Annotated in this window: 15 protein-coding genes, 1 tRNA gene and 1 pseudogene; 7 read left to right on the top strand and 10 right to left on the bottom strand. The window is 71.7% G+C overall.

Annotation, left to right across the window (positions count from 1 at the left end):
- Positions 1–131 precede the first annotated feature (131 nt).
- Positions 132–561: pseudogene (tnpA, locus tag ACFVW8_RS25935) on the bottom strand (IS200/IS605 family transposase).
- Between the two features lie 32 nt (positions 562–593).
- Between tnpA and ACFVW8_RS25930 the strand changes: the two are divergent.
- On the top strand, positions 594–1766 hold the full coding sequence (locus ACFVW8_RS25930) for an RNA-guided endonuclease InsQ/TnpB family protein (RefSeq protein ID WP_389693960.1): 1173 nt from the start codon (positions 594–596) through the stop codon (positions 1764–1766).
- 61 nt (positions 1767–1827) lie between these two features.
- On the opposite strand, the gene ACFVW8_RS25925 is transcribed toward ACFVW8_RS25930, so the two are convergent.
- Positions 1828–2205 (bottom strand): cupin domain-containing protein, encoded by a 378-nt coding sequence (locus ACFVW8_RS25925; RefSeq protein ID WP_389693958.1) that lies wholly within the window; start codon positions 2203–2205, stop codon positions 1828–1830.
- A gap of 138 nt (positions 2206–2343) precedes the next feature.
- On the opposite strand from ACFVW8_RS25925, the gene ACFVW8_RS25920 reads away from it, so the two are divergent.
- Positions 2344–3285, top strand: a complete 942-nt coding sequence (locus tag ACFVW8_RS25920) for a pseudouridine-5'-phosphate glycosidase (protein WP_389693957.1) — start codon at positions 2344–2346, stop codon at positions 3283–3285.
- Entirely contained in the window at positions 3282–4190 is a 909-nt protein-coding gene (locus ACFVW8_RS25915; RefSeq protein ID WP_389693955.1) for a carbohydrate kinase family protein, read from the top strand. The genes ACFVW8_RS25920 and ACFVW8_RS25915 overlap by 4 nt, the downstream gene beginning before the upstream one ends.
- A 74-nt stretch (positions 4191–4264) precedes the next feature.
- Here ACFVW8_RS25915 and ACFVW8_RS25910 read toward each other — a convergent pair whose 3' ends face one another.
- Together ACFVW8_RS25910 and ACFVW8_RS25905 are read right to left on the bottom strand one after the other, a co-directional pair.
- On the bottom strand, positions 4265–4912 hold the full coding sequence (locus tag ACFVW8_RS25910) for a uridine kinase (protein WP_389693953.1): 648 nt from the start codon (positions 4910–4912) through the stop codon (positions 4265–4267).
- Positions 4913–4970: 58 nt separating this feature from the next.
- The gene (locus ACFVW8_RS25905; protein ID WP_389693951.1) at positions 4971–5633 is read right to left on the bottom strand and encodes a hypothetical protein; all 663 of its coding nucleotides are present in this window, start codon (positions 5631–5633) and stop codon (positions 4971–4973) included.
- Positions 5634–5747: 114 nt separating this feature from the next.
- On the opposite strand from ACFVW8_RS25905, the gene ACFVW8_RS25900 reads away from it, so the two are divergent.
- A complete protein-coding gene (locus ACFVW8_RS25900; RefSeq protein ID WP_389693949.1) occupies positions 5748–6113 on the top strand; it encodes a nuclear transport factor 2 family protein in 366 nt (121 codons plus the stop codon).
- 61 nt (positions 6114–6174) lie between these two features.
- Here ACFVW8_RS25900 and ACFVW8_RS25895 read toward each other — a convergent pair whose 3' ends face one another.
- Both ACFVW8_RS25895 and ACFVW8_RS25890 read right to left on the bottom strand, forming a co-directional pair.
- On the bottom strand, positions 6175–6693 hold the full coding sequence (locus ACFVW8_RS25895; protein ID WP_389693947.1) for a cupin domain-containing protein: 519 nt from the start codon (positions 6691–6693) through the stop codon (positions 6175–6177).
- 80 nt (positions 6694–6773) lie between these two features.
- Complete coding sequence (locus tag ACFVW8_RS25890) at positions 6774–7451, bottom strand: winged helix-turn-helix transcriptional regulator (protein ID WP_389693945.1); 678 nt, start codon at positions 7449–7451, stop codon at positions 6774–6776.
- Between the two features lie 85 nt (positions 7452–7536).
- On the opposite strand from ACFVW8_RS25890, the gene ACFVW8_RS25885 reads away from it, so the two are divergent.
- Positions 7537–8748 (top strand): pyridoxal phosphate-dependent aminotransferase, encoded by a 1212-nt coding sequence (locus ACFVW8_RS25885; RefSeq protein ID WP_389693943.1) that lies wholly within the window; start codon positions 7537–7539, stop codon positions 8746–8748.
- A 30-nt stretch (positions 8749–8778) separates the two neighbouring features.
- Positions 8779–9396 carry a peptidase gene (locus ACFVW8_RS25880; RefSeq protein ID WP_389693941.1) on the top strand — a complete coding sequence of 206 codons (618 nt, stop codon included), beginning with the start codon at positions 8779–8781 and terminating at the stop codon, positions 9394–9396.
- A 297-nt stretch (positions 9397–9693) separates the two neighbouring features.
- Here ACFVW8_RS25880 and ACFVW8_RS25875 read toward each other — a convergent pair.
- Positions 9694–9780 (bottom strand) — tRNA-OTHER (locus ACFVW8_RS25875).
- A 33-nt stretch (positions 9781–9813) separates the two neighbouring features.
- Positions 9814–10545, bottom strand: coding sequence for a hypothetical protein (locus ACFVW8_RS25870; protein WP_389693939.1), 732 nt, complete (start codon positions 10543–10545; stop codon positions 9814–9816).
- A 212-nt stretch (positions 10546–10757) separates the two neighbouring features.
- Between ACFVW8_RS25870 and ACFVW8_RS25865 the strand changes: the two genes are divergently transcribed.
- Positions 10758–11306 carry a DUF3574 domain-containing protein gene (locus tag ACFVW8_RS25865; protein ID WP_389693937.1) on the top strand — a complete coding sequence of 183 codons (549 nt, stop codon included), beginning with the start codon at positions 10758–10760 and terminating at the stop codon, positions 11304–11306.
- A gap of 32 nt (positions 11307–11338) precedes the next feature.
- Here ACFVW8_RS25865 and ACFVW8_RS25860 read toward each other — a convergent pair whose 3' ends face one another.
- Positions 11339–12652, bottom strand: coding sequence for an SWIM zinc finger family protein (locus ACFVW8_RS25860; RefSeq protein ID WP_389693936.1), 1314 nt, complete (start codon positions 12650–12652; stop codon positions 11339–11341).
- Positions 12649–14113, bottom strand: a 1465-nt coding sequence (locus ACFVW8_RS25855; RefSeq protein WP_389693934.1) for a DEAD/DEAH box helicase, incomplete at its 5' end; no start/stop codon positions are given. The genes ACFVW8_RS25855 and ACFVW8_RS25860, both read right to left, overlap by 4 nt.

Here is a 14113-nt window from a genome sequence, read left to right as displayed (position 1 = left end):
TCACGCCCGGGAGGAATCGCTTCCCGTGGTTGCGACGCGGAGCGTCGGGGCGGCCGGTCCGGCGGAGCCGGTGAAATCGAGCCGGCGCGGAGCGTCGGGACGGCCGGTCCGGCGGAGCCGGACGTGAAGGCTCAGCCGGGGCGCTTCTGGTTCTCGATGTACTCCTTGATCACTTTGAGTGGAGCCCCGCCGGCGGAAGCGGCGAAGTAGGACGGGGACCAGAAGCGGTCGCCCCATAGGTAGCGGCGGATGTGGGCGGGGAACTCCTGGCGCAGTCGGCGGGCGGAGACGCCCCTGAGGGAGCCGACCAGCCGGGACAGTGCGATCTTGGGGGGGGATAGTGGACCAGGAGATGGACCTGGTCGGTTCCGCCGTTGAACTCGGTCAGCTCAGCGCCGAAGTCGGTGCACACGTCCCGCATGATCTCCTCGCATCGGACGAGGATCTCGTCGGTGAAGGGGCCGCGTCGGCACTTCGGGGTGAGACCAAGTCCGCGTGGAGGGTGGAGACAACTGTTCCACCCCTCCTCAGATCGGGTCTTTGTTCCCATCGAGGCGATATGGACTGATTGTAGGAGTGCTAGCGTCGCCGTCATGAAGCTGGTGGTGCGGGTCAAACTCCTACCGACGCCCGTACAGGCGGCGGCACTTGAGGCAACCCTGCACCTCTGCAACGAGGCTGCTTCCTGGGCCGCCCGCGTCGCCTTCGAAGAGGGCGTGCACCGCCCCCTGGGCCTGCGCAAGCACACCTACACCGAGATCAGACAACGCTGGGGACTGGGGGCGCAGGCCGCCCAGCACACGATCAAGAAGACCTGTGACGCCTACACCACCTTGAAGGCCAACCTCCGGGCCGGCCGGTACGGCCGGCCCGGCACCAAGCGCCACACCCGCGTCTCGGGCAAGCCGGTCACTTTCCGCAAGAACGCGGCCCAGCCCTACGACGACCGCATGCTGTCCTGGCAGCACCAGGCCCGCACGGTCTCCATCTGGACCACGGCGGGCCGGTTGAAGGGCATGGCGTTCACCGGGCAGGCAGAGCAGCTGGCTGTGCTGGCCGGACACCGCCACGGCGAGTCCGACCTGGTCCGCCAGGGCGGGAAGTGGTTCCTGATCGCGACCTGCGAGATCCCCGAGAAGACCCTCAACGCTCACCCGGTGGGCTTCGTCGGGGTCGACCTGGGGATCGTGAACATCGCCGCCACCTGTGACGGCGAGCGCCACTGCGGGCGCCGGATCAACCGCAAGCGTACGAACGACCGGGCGCTGCGCTCCAAGCTCCAGAAGAAGGGCACGAAGTCCGCGAAGCGGCGGGCGAAGAAGTACGCGGGCAAGGAAGCCCGCCGCAACAAGGACATCAACCACAAGATTTCGAAGCGGATCGTGGCAGAGGCTGAACGCACCGGTCGTGGGATCGCCCTGGAAGAACTGACGGGTATCCGCGAGCGGGCACGGCTGAGAAAGCCCCAACGCACCACGCTCCACTCCTGGCCCTTCGCCCAGCTCGGCTCCTTCATCGCCTACAAGGCGAAGAAGGCCGGAGTGCCGGTGATCTACATCGACCCGGCGTACACCAGCCAGGAATGCTCCCAGTGCCACCACACCGCACGCACCAACCGGCCTACCCAGGCCCGCTTCGCGTGCAAGGCCTGCGGCTTCGTCGAGCACGCGGACCACAACTCGTCCCACAACATCACCCGAAGAGGGTGGATGGCATGGGTCTGCGGGGCCCAGTCAACGGCCCCAGCCCTCACACTCATCGCGTGAGAGCCGGACGCAGCCGGGACCCATCACAGCCAGTGACGACCCGAGCAGCAAACCCGGGACTTCAGTCCCGGGTAGTTGACAGGGTGATGTGGTACGCCTTGCGCAGCGTCTCGTGCACGGTCCACGTCGTACGGTCACCCTCGCGCAGCACGCAGGCGTCGCCCGGTCCGATCTCCAGCGTCGCACCACCCTCGACCGCCACGGTCGCGCGTCCGCCGACGACCACGAACAGCTCGTTGGCCTCGGTGTCGGTGACCACGCCGGGCGTGATCTGCCAGATCCCGCGCAGCTGCTTGCCGTCCGGCGACTCCCACAGCACCTTGCCGGTGACCTCGGGCTCGCCCGACACGATCTGTGCGGGGTCGAGCGGTTCCGGTTCGAGCACGGCATCCGGGATGTGCACGGCGAAGGAGGCGGGAGCTTGATCAATTGCGGTCATGAGCGGTCACTCTAGCGACCGCCCGGAAGCGCTCCGCAGGGCCTTCGGGGTGGCACGGGCCGGCGCCGACCCGCAGGGCCGAAGCGGCCACGGCCTGTGGACGTTTGAGCCCGACCCGTCCGCGACAGGGATGTGGACATGTCACAGACTGCGCCGGTCGGCGCCGCTCCCCACGCTCCCGTCGTCTCCGTGGAGGTGCGGGCCGCCCTCGCCGCGCACCGGCCCGTCGTCGCACTGGAGTCGACGATCATCGCCCACGGCCTGCCCCGTCCCCGCAATCTGCGGGTCGCCGAGGAACTGGAGGGGCTCGTACGGTCCGCCGGCGCGGTGCCCGCCACTGTCGCCGTACTCGACGGACGGGCCCGGGTCGGCCTGGACAAGGACCAGTTGGAGCGGGTCGCCCAGGACCCGGCGATGCGCAAGCTCGGCCACCGGGACCTCGCCCCGGCGCTGGCGGCGGGCGCGAGCGGGGCGACGACGGTCTCCGCGACCGCCTTCCTGGCCGCGCGGGCCGGGCTGCGCGTCTTCGCGACCGGTGGGCTCGGCGGTGTGCACCGGGGCTGGACCGAGACGCAGGACGAGTCCGCGGACCTGCGGCTGCTGGCCGGCACCGGGATCACCGTGGTCTGCGCGGGTGTGAAGTCGATCCTGGACGTGCCCGCCACGCTGCAACGGCTGGAGACGCTGGGGGTCGGGGTGCTCGGTTACGGCACCGACCGGTTCCCCGGCTTCTATCTGAGCAACTCGGGCGAGCCGGTCGACTGGACCGTGAACTCCCCGGAAGAGGTCGCCGAAGTGATGAGCGCCCAGGACGCGCTCGGCGGCCCGGAAGCGGCACTGATCGTCGCCAACCCCGTACCGCAGGAAGAGCAGTTGGATCCGGCCCTGCACGACCGGGTGCTGGCCGAGGCGCTGGACTCGTGCCGGGAGCGCGGCATCGTGGGGCAGGCCGTGACCCCGTATCTGCTCGACCAGCTGATGCGGCGGACCGGCGGGGCCTCGCTGGAGGCCAATCTGGCGGCCGTGCGCGGCAACGTGGCACTGGCCGCCCGGATCGCCACTGCCTGGGCCGCCCGGTGAGCGGTGGCCTGCTCGTCGTCGGGGACGTCGTCACGGACGTGGTCGCCCGGCATGGATCCGCACTGGTCCACGGCACGGACACGGCGGCGGGCATCCGGACCAGGCCGGGCGGCGCCGGCGCCAACGTGGCCTGCTGGGCTGTGCGTTCGGGCTGCCGGGAGGTGCGGCTGCTGGCCAGGGTCGGCGCCGACTCGGCGGACTGGCACCGGGACCAGCTGCGGCGCGCGGGCGTACGCGACCTGCTGGCCGTGGACGACAGGGCCCGGACGGGCACGGTCGTCGCCCTGGTGGACTCCGCCGCCGAGCGCACCTTCCTCACCGACAGCGGCGCGGTCCTGCGTCTCTCGCCCGGCGACTGGTCGCCGTCGATGCTCGACGGGATCGACCGGCTCCATCTCTCCGGCTACCTTCTCTTCGCCGCGAGGAGCCGCGCGACGGCCCGGCTCGCGCTGCGCGAGGCCGGACGGCGGAACATCCCGGTGAGCATCGACCCGGCCTCGACCGGGTTCCTGGCCGGCCTGGGCGTCGACCGCTTCCTGGCCCTGGTCGAGGGCGTGGATCTGCTGCTGCCCAACGCCGACGAGGCCCGGCTGCTGACCGGCCTCACCGAACCCGCCGACGCCGCGGCCAAGTTGAGTCTGCTGGTGCACCAGGTCGTCGTCACGCTGGGCCGGGACGGCGCCCTGGTTGCCACGGCCGGCGCGGTGACCGCCCGGGTCCAGGCCGAACCGGTGCGGGAACCGGTGGATTCCACGGGGGCCGGCGACGCGTTCACCGGCAGCTTCCTCGCGGCCCGGCTGGCGGGCCATGACGCCGCGACGGCCGCCGCGGCCGGGTGCCGGTCAGGAGCAGCGGCCGTGCTGACCGTGGGCGGACGGCCGCCCCTGGCCGGGGACGAGCCGTGAGCGCGGTGCCCGAAAGCGCCCCGCACCCCCGGCCGGCCGGACCTCTTCGTCCCGCCGCGCCTCCCCGGCCCGCTCTAACCGCCCTGCCGCAGCCCCGTCCAGGCCGGGTGGCGCGGGTCGTCGGCGCGGACGACCACGTCCGCGCTCCCGGCGGGCGCCGCCTCCTCCTCGTACCGGGCGAACGCGGGCAGGGTCCACTGCTCGCCCTCCTCGGTGCGCCGGCGCAGCGCACCCGCCGACAGTCGCAGATGGACGCTCAGGTCGAACGGGAACCAGTGCCCCAGCAGCAGGGGCCCGTGCACCACCAGCACCCCGCCCTCCGGCAGACTCAGGTACGGGCTCCGGGTGGCCCGGTCTGTCGCCGGATCCCAGAGATCGGGCAGAACCCGGCCGCTGCCGCCCGGCTCCAGCGGCCCGAACACCTCCCGCCACAGCGCCCCGGTGTCGAACCAGCTGCCGTAGTACGAGTCGGGGTCCCGTTTGCCGTACTCGTACCGCAGGCTGGCGGGCCGCAGGAATCCCGCCGTGGACACGCAGAGCACGGCCCTGCCCCGGAGGCGCAGCGCCTGTGCGAGTGCCTCGGCCGGCTCACCGGGCCGGGCGGCCGGGGCACCGTCGACCGCGACCTTGAGCCACGGCCCGCCGTCGGCCGGCTTCAGCGCGTCAGCGTGTGCCGCGAGCGCGTCCGCCAGCCGTTCCCAGGTGATCGCTTCGAATCGCACCTGTCCATCATCGCCCCGGCGTGATCGGAGGGTCCGGCGGGGCGCCGGGCAGGAACCGTCAGCCAAGACCGGCCCGGTGGTGCTGCGCCAGCCGCATGACCCGCCCGGCCAGCGGGGCCCGAGCCGGTTCGGCCGCGGCGGCGGCCTCGGCGAGACGGGTGATGTCGGCGAACCAGTCACCGGAGACCGTGTCCAGCGCCCCGATCCGCGCGAAACCGCGCTCCAGCAGGCCCCGGGCCGCCTGCGGCTCACCTCGCAGCACCGATTTCACGGCGCCGACCGCGTTGGCGAGCGCACTGGCGGGCCTGGACCAGTCGTCCCCGCGTGCCGCCGGATTGCCCTGGTCGTAGCCGGGCTGCCCGGCGACGGACCGTGCGAAGACGTCCAGGTCCAGCCGCCAGAAGAGGGGAAGGCCTTCGAACTCGACGAAGAGCAGCCGTCGTTTGCGGGAGTTCTGCAGATCGGGGTCGGTACGCAGAGAGGCGACGGAACGGACCGCAGCGAGAACGCCGGGCACGGCGGCAACGCAGTCGTCGAACCGGCTGTCCGGCACGATCCACGCAAGGTCGATATCGCTGTACGCGTCGGCCGTCCCCCGTGCGAGCGAACCCCTCGGCTCCGCCCGCGACCCGGCGCAGTGGGAGCGGAGCGCCCGCAGGAGTTCCTGCGCCAACGCGCCCCGACGCACCGGATCGAGGTTCCACAGATCCTGCTCAGTCACGGCCGGCCACCCCTTCGTACCCTCGCGGCGGCTCGCGCCGGCCCGTCCGTCCCGCACCCCGGCCGCTGCCGGAATCCGCCACTCGCACCGGATCCGCCTCGTACGATCTTCCTCATGGACCTCGAATTCGCCCGTGCGTTCGCCGCGGAGTGGCAGGACGACTGGAACTCCCACGACCTGGAACGCATTCTGACGCACTATCACGACGAGGTGACGTTCAGCTCCCCCATGATCGCCCGGTTCACCGGCGACCCGTCCGGCACCGTGCGCGGCAAGGACGAGCTGCGCGCGTACTGGGCGCGCGGGCTGGAGCTCATTCCCGACCTCGCCTTCGAGGTGATGGACGTACGGGTGAGCGTGGACACCGTGGTGATCGACTACCGCAACCAGATCGGCGGCCGGGTGTACGAGGTGCTGACCTTCCGGGACGGTCTGGTGATCGGTGGCCTCGGGGCGTACGGGGAGACGCTCGCCCGCTGACGGCCGGCGCCCGGCGGCACGGCGGCCGGCCGGGACGACAGGGGCGGGCCTCACCTCTGCTTCACTTCTTGCCGCAGTCCACGGCGTCCGCGTCGTCGGAGAGTTCGCTGCCCTCGGGCAGCAGATACGTCACCCAGAGGACGACGGGCTCGCTCCCCAGATTGCGCCCGATGTGGCGGTGGTCCGCCCCGGACGGCTCGATGAAGGACGCTCCGGCGGATGTCGCCTCGACCGAGCAGTCGTCCAGGGTGCGCGTCAGTGTTCCCTGCTTGACGACCGCGATCAGCTGGCCGCGATGGGTGTGCCAGCCGGTCGAGCCGCCCGGCTCGACGGTGATCTTCCGGAAGGTGACGTCCGTACGGCCCTTGGGCGTCTTCACCTTCAGCTTCCCCGGCGATGTGCCCTCCGCGACGACCGTGCCGCTCACACCGCTGCCCGGGGTGGCGAGGGCCGCTGACGGTACGAAGCCGAGCGCGGCCACGCAGCCCCCGATGACAAGCGCCTTGCTCAGCCGCCCCTGCCGGCCGCTCCTGCCCCGCCGTCCCTGCTGTCCCTGCTGTCTGCCGAATCTCACGGGCAACTCCTCTGCATCGGTGTCCCGGACATCCCAAATGCCCCGACGCTACCCAGAAGTTGACCGGGCAAATCATCCCGTCGCCGTCACTCGCCCCGCAGCTCAGCGGCCAGCGCGCCCTCGCCGGACACCTCGATCCGGCCGTCCTTCACCGCCTGCGCGAACGTCGGCTCGCCACGCCCCAGTGCGAGGCAGAGCTCTGCCTCGAGCGCGATGCGCGCATCGGCACAGTCTGCGGGGCCGTCCCCGTAGACCGCGCTTCCGGCCACCCTCTCCCCCGTGCGGACATGGAATTCGCCCTCTTCGAGCCGCACATCGAGCACGCCCCCGCAGACCGGCCCCCCGGGCCCGTCCAGCGCGCGCAGCAGCGGGAGCGCGAACCAGTGCGCCCGGACCGCGTCCGTGGGCCGGCGCTCGGTGAGCGCGGGCGCCCCCCATTCGGCGAGTGCGACGAGGACGGGCAGCAGACCGTGGCCTCGCTCGGTGAGTTCGTACACCGAAGCGGCGGCGGGCGGCGGCAGCCGGCGGCGGGTGGCCAGACCGCCCTGCTCCATGTCCCGGAGCCGGGAGGCCAGCACATCCGTGCTGACACCGGGCAGGTCGGCGTGCAGATCGGTGTACCGGCGGGGGCCGGCCAGCAGCTCGCGGACGATCAGCAGGGTCCACCGGTCACCGACGGCGTCCAGGGCGCGTGCTCCGGCGCAGAACTGGTCGTAACTCCGGCGGCGGGCCGGGCGGGTTGCAGGCTGTTGCTGACGTGGCATGCGACGCAGTCTAGACATGTTGTTGGACTTTCCAAGCTCAAGCTTGGTAAAACCAAGTATCACAGTCGGGTCGGGGAGGCACCGCATGGAATTCCGCCAGTCCAGCAAGCTCAACGAGGTCTGCTACGAGATCCGGGGCCCGGTCATCGAGCACGCCAACGCGCTTGAGGAGGCGGGCCACAGCGTGCTCCGCCTCAACACGGGCAACCCCGCGCAGTTCGGTTTCGAGGCGCCCGAGGAGATCGTCCAGGACATGATCCGGATGCTCCCGCAGGCCCACGGCTACACCGATTCACGCGGCATCCTGTCCGCCCGCCGGGCCGTGGCGCAGCGCTACCAGGCGATGGGGCTCACCGACGTCGACGTCGACGACATCTTTCTCGGCAACGGCGTCTCCGAGCTGATCTCCATGGCGGTGCAGGGGCTGCTGGAGGACGGTGACGAGGTACTGATCCCGTCCCCGGACTATCCGCTGTGGACCGCGGTGACGACGCTGGCCGGCGGGAAGGCCGTGCACTACATGTGCGACGAGGCCTCGGACTGGAACCCCGACCTGGCCGACATGGCGTCGAAGATCACCGACCGGACCAGGGCCGTCGTGATCATCAACCCGAACAACCCGACCGGCGCCGTCTACCCGCGCGAGGTCCTCGAATCCATCCTCGACCTGGCCCGCAGGCACGGACTGATGGTGTTCGCCGACGAGATCTACGACCAGATCCTCTACGACGACGCCGAGCACCACAGCGTGGCGGTCCTCGCCCCCGACCTGGTCTGCCTCACCTTCAGCGGTCTGTCCAAGACGTACCGCGTGGCCGGCTTCCGTTCGGGGTGGATGGTGGTGTCAGGTCCCAAGCAGCACGCGCGCAGCTATCTGGAGGGGCTGACGATGCTCGCCTCCATGCGCCTGTGCCCCAACGCGCCTGCCCAGTACGCGATCCAGGCCGCGCTGGGCGGACGGCAGTCGATCCGGGAGCTGGTGGTGCCCGGGGGCAGGCTGTACGAGCAGCGCAACCGCGCCTGGGAGAAGCTGAACGAGATCCCCGGGGTGTCGTGCGTGAAACCGAAGGGTGCGCTGTACGCCTTCCCGCGCATCGACCCGAAGGTGCATCCCCTCGTCGACGACGAGAAGTTCGTCCTGGACCTGCTGCTGCGCGAGAAGATCCAGGTCGTGCAGGGCACCGGTTTCAACTGGCCGCGGCCCGACCACTTCCGGATCCTGACCCTCCCGTACGCTGACGATCTTGACGCGGCGATCAGCCGGATCGGCCGCTTCCTGACCGGATACCGGCAGTGACCGGCTGCCGGGGATGAACGGATACCGATCGTGAGCTGCCCCACCTGCCAGGTGCCCGTACACACCCAGTTCGCCTCGGCCGAGCTCGTCGGGGCGATCGTCGAGGGCGGGCTCGACCCGGCGTCCGACCCCGCCTGGGCGGACTCGGGCGCGGGTTCGCCCGCGGAGTACGCGCGCTGGGCGGGCCATCTGTGCGGGATGACGTGTCTGCGCATGGCGCTCGGCGCCGGCGCCCCGCCCCTCTTCGCGCTGCGCGACGGGGCGCTCGGGTACGGCGCGTACACCGAGGACGCGGACGGTGCGATCCGGGGCCTGATCTACGACCCGTTCGCCCGGTACGTCCGTGAGAGGCACGGCCTCGACGCCACGGTCCACCGCCATCTGACGCCGCAGGAGATCCTGGACCTGCTGGCCGCGGGCAGGTCCGTCATGGCCTCGGTGCACTACGCGATCCGCCACCCGGGGCGGCCGGCACCGGGACGCGGCGGGCACCTGGTGCTGCTGACGTCCCGTACGCCCGACGGTGCGGGCGTCCACTTCCACAACCCGTCGGGCACCACCGCGGCGACCCGGGCGGCGGAGCTGCCCCTGGACGGGTTCGAGCGCTTCTTCGCGGGGCGCGGGGTGTCGATGCGCACGGGAACCTGACGCGCGGGGCCCGGAACGGGAGCGGGCCCGAGGGCGTAGCCGGCCCCCGGGCCCTGTGATTGCCACCTGTACGGCACGCCGGCACTTTTAAAGGTCCCGTGTCAGTTTTATGTCGCCGCGTCCTGCCTTTAGACGACCGCAGACCGAAGCTCCGCGGGCCGGAGTCGAACCGGCATCTCGACGCGCACGGGCACGGGCCCGGTTGATCCGGCGATAGGCGGCGCATGCTGAATCTGGAGCAAGAGTCTGAGATTGATCGCGGCCTGCCTCTGCCATTTGGGCCACCCCGGCCGGAAGTGCCGGGGGGAGGATTCGAACCTCCATCACCACCGCGTCGTCACGACAAACTTCAGTGTCAGCTTTGCGCTCCTCGCGCACCCCGGCAGCGTCGACCGCCGCCGGGGATTCCATGGTCGGTCACCCGAAGAGGTAACCGAAGACCGCATCACCCACCCGCTGGTCCGTGACCTCCGCGCCGTTGGCCTCCTCGCGGGCGAACTTGACGGCCTGCTGGAGCTTCTCGACCCGGTCGAGAAGCTCGTTGATCCGACGCGCGGGCAGCGATCCGGAGAACTTCACCGTCGTCCAGTAACCGATCGGGATGTCCTCGTAGTACACCTCGACCTGTGCCGGGTGCTTCTCGGTGGCCTCCGCCTTCACGTGGTTGCGGGGCACCTTCTTGGTGCGCAGGGTCCGCACCGGCTCGGTCTTCCAGGAGTCGGTGGACGGGTCCTGGGTCCACGCCTCGGAGGCGTCGAGCACCGGGAGCTTGCGGACGAAGGTGTTGATGTCGGTGAGCTGCTTCTCCAGGAAGAGCAGGTACGACACCGGCACATCGCTCACCAGGACCCGGCCGTCGACCGAGATGTCGGCGCGGGCCCCGCAGTTCGCCCAGTCCTTCGTGGCGGTCACGTCGAACAGCCGGGTGAGGGTCGCGGCCGTGTCGCGCAGCACGTCCTCCGCCTTGACCTGCACGAGCGTCGACTCGGGCGGCAGTTGCTCGCCCTCCTCGTCCTTCGGCTGGTACGTCCGGGAGATCCCGGCCAGCAGACCGGCCTTCTGGAGGCCGTGATGCGCCGCCGTCAGGTCCTGGTGAGCCTTGGACTTGACGCCCTTCTCCACTGCGATGATCTGATTGAGTTTCGCCACGTCCCGGAACCTAGCAACAGCAACACGGCCTGCACCAGGGGTTTTTATCGTGCCGGGTCTCCCTAAACGTCTGCATGTGCCCATGAGCTCCCGCTCGTTCGGGTGGTTTCCGCGCAACGCCCGCCGTCCGCCGCCGTCCGCCGGGGGCCGCTTGCCACAGTGAGGCCCGCGCGTCCGCGCCCCTCCTCGCATCCGGAACGAAGGGCTTCCCCATGCCTCGCCTCCCCCGCCTCACCGGCACGAAGGACCCGGCCGCCGCCGACGGCCCCGACTCCCCCGGCACCCGCAGCCGTCCGCGGCGCCGCGCCGCCCTCGCCGCCGCCACGGCCGGCCTCGCAGTACTGGCCGTCGGCACACCCGTCGCGTACGCCACGCTGGGTAGCGGATCCTCCCCCGGCCCCCGGCCGGCCACGGCGGCTGCCGCGCGCGGCAAGGACTACGTCGAGACGCGGCTGTTCTTCGGGACCGAACGCCCGGACGGTGGAGCGGATGTGACCGACCGGCAGTTCCTGGCGTTCATCGACGAGGAGGTCACCCCCCGCTTCCCGAACGGACTGACCATTCAGGACGGCCGGGGGCAGTGGCGGGACTCCAACGGGGTGATCGAGCGGGAACGGAGCTATGAACTGACCCTGCTCTACCCCGCGTCCGAGGCCCGGGTACGCGATCCGCAGATCGAGCGCATCCGCAACGCCTACGAGAAGGCGTACGCCCAGGACTCGGTGGCGCGGCTGGAGGAGCGTACGACCGCCGACTTCTGAGCCCGGCCGGCCGGGGGCAGCACTCGGCCGGATCAGCCGCCGCTGAGCTCCAGGAGCGCGCCGACCGGGTCGGAGTCCGGGACGGCGCGCGGCCACCACTCGTCCTGGCCCGGATCGGACTCGTAGCCGTACCAGCGGCCGTCGTGGCCGAAGCGGAGCTGGAGCGTGCCGCCGGGGTGGGTCAGGTGGTTGCGCCAGGGCTGGAAGCGGGGGAAGCCGGCGGCCGCGAGGGCCGGGCGGGCCCGGTCGAACGGCCCCGCCGGGGGGTCCCACGGCGTTTCCAGGACGTCCAGGCCCTCCGGGCCGCCCTGACGCCAGGCGGCGACGGCACGGGCCAGGTCGGTGGTGTTGCGGCCGGTGGCGGACGCCAGTTCGCGGTAGAGGGCACGGGTGGTGGCGGTGAGCCCCGCGGTGGGACGGGCGGCTGCCAGCCGCACCGCGTCCTGCCAGGCCGTGAGCCCGGCGAGCGGGTCGAGACCGGTGGTGAGCAGGGCGTGGGCGCGGGCGGCCGCGTCCGTGGCGAGCTGGTCGAGGGCGAGGGGGTCCCGGCTGCCGGGCAGGCTCGGGTACGAGGGCGGCTGGCCGGGGTGCGGCTCCACCGGGAACGGGGCGGGCAGCGGAGGCAGGAAGCGGTCGGCGAGGGCTTCCTGTGCCGGTACGGCGGGGGTGGCGGGGGCGGCGGGCCGCTCCCGGGCGGAGTGCGCGGCGTTGCGCCGGCCCAGGTCCTCCAGGAGCTCGCGTTCGCCCCGGCCGCGCAGCAGGAGCAGGACGAACGGATCGGCGTCCAGCAGCCGGGCCATCTGGTAGCAGAGCGCCGACACGTGCTTGCAGGGCCAGCCGTGGTCGGGGCAGGAGCAGGTGGGGTCCAGGTCGTTCGGCCCGGGGAGGAGGGCGACTCCGGAGGCGGCCGCCGTGTCGGCCAGGGAGTGCGGCATCTCCTTGGCGAGCAGCGCGGCGAGGTGGCCGGGGCGGGCGGCGACCGCGTCGAGGAAGGTCTCCCAGTCGGCGTCCGTGAGGGTGCGCAGCCGCAGCTCGGCGCGGTAGGGCCGGGGACGGCTGCCGTGCACATAGGCGACCACGCGGCCCGGGGTGACGGTGACGGCGGCGACGTGCCCGCCGTCCGCGTACGCACGGCCGCGGGCGAGCCGTGCCCCGTCCATCGAGAGGGCTTCCAGCGCCGCCACCCAGGCCCGGCCCCACCAGCTGTCGGCGAACGGCCCGTCGTCACCGGACGTCCGCGCGGGCACCGCCTCGAAGGTGCGCCGCAGATCGTCGGGGCCCGGCCTGGACCGGGCGACGGGCCGCGCCTCGCGGGCGGCGGGGCGGGAAGGGGGGCGGGGGCTCATGACGGCCTCCGGAGGGAGACGAGATCGGCCAGGTCGCGATCGCTGAGCTCGGTCAGCGCGGTCTCCCCGGTGCCGAGCACGGCGTCGGCCAGGGCCCGCTTGGCGAGCAGCATCTCGCCGATCCGGTCCTCGACGGTGCCCTCGGCGATCAGCCGGTGCACCTGGACCGGCTGGGTCTGTCCGATGCGGTAGGCGCGGTCCGTGGCCTGTTCCTCGACGGCCGGGTTCCACCAGCGGTCGTAGTGGATGACATGGGCGGCCCTGGTGAGGTTCAGCCCCGTCCCGGCCGCCTTCAGCGAGAGCAGGAACACCGGCACCTCGCCGGACTGGAAGCGGTCCACCATCCGTTCCCGCTCGGCCACCGGCGTACCGCCGTGCAGCAGTTGGGAGGGGATCGCCCGCGAGGTGAGGTGCGCGGAGAGCAGCCGGGCCATCGTCACGTACTGGGTGAAGACGAGGACGGAGCCGTCCTCGGCGAGGATCGTGTCGAGGAGTTCGTCGAGCAGGGCGAGCTTCCCGGAGCGGCCCGTGAGCCGGGTCGGCTCCTCCTTCAGATACTGCGCGGGGTGGTTGCAGATCTGCTTGAGCGAGGCCAGCAGCTTCATGATCAGACCGCGTCGGGCGATGCCTTCCGACGCCTCGATGTAGGCCATGGTCTCGCGCACCGTGGCCTCGTAGAGCGTGGCCTGTTCGCGGGTGAGGAAGACGGGGTGGTCGGTCTCCGTCTTGGGCGGCAGCTCGGGGGCGATGCCCGGGTCCGACTTCTTGCGGCGCAGGAGGAAGGGGCGGACCAGCCGGGAGAGCCGCTCGACTGCCTCGTCGTTGCCGATTCCGGCGGCCGTTCCGGTGTTCTCCACGATCCTGGCGTGCCGGGCCCGGAACGCCTTGAGGGGGCCCAGCAGTCCGGGCGTGGTCCAGTCGAGCAGCGCCCACAGCTCGGAGAGGTTGTTCTCGACGGGCGTGCCGGTCAGGGCGACCCGGGCCGGGGACGGGATGGTGCGCAGCGCCTTCGCTGTCGAGGAGTGCGGGTTCTTCACGTGCTGCGCCTCGTCGGCGACGACCAGTCCCCAGCTGTGCGCGGCCAGTTCGGCCGCGCTGGAGCGCATCGTGCCGTATGTGGTGAGGACGAAGCCGCCGTCGGGCTCGGTGAGGGTGCGGCCGGTGCCGTGGAAACGGCGCACGGGGACACCGGGGGCGAAGCGGTTGATCTCCCGGTGCCAGTTGCCCAGGAGCGAGGCGGGGCAGATGACCAGGGTGGGCGCGGGATGGGCGCGGTGCAGATGGAGGGCGATCAGGGTGATCGTCTTGCCGAGGCCCATGTCGTCGGCGAGGCAGCCGCCGAGGCCGAGCGAGGTCATCCGGTCCAGCCAGGCCAGCCCGCGCAGCGGTCTACGTGGTGCTCGTGGCAATAGCCGGATTTGCCGGCGTCGTGGTGTGGATGAGCATCGCCCTGTCTCAGCT

The sequence above is a fragment of the Streptomyces sp. NPDC058221 genome, from assembly GCF_042882365.1.
In the GTDB taxonomy this organism is placed as follows: domain Bacteria; phylum Actinomycetota; class Actinomycetes; order Streptomycetales; family Streptomycetaceae; genus Streptomyces.
This window is presented reverse-complemented; position numbering and strand designations above follow the sequence as displayed.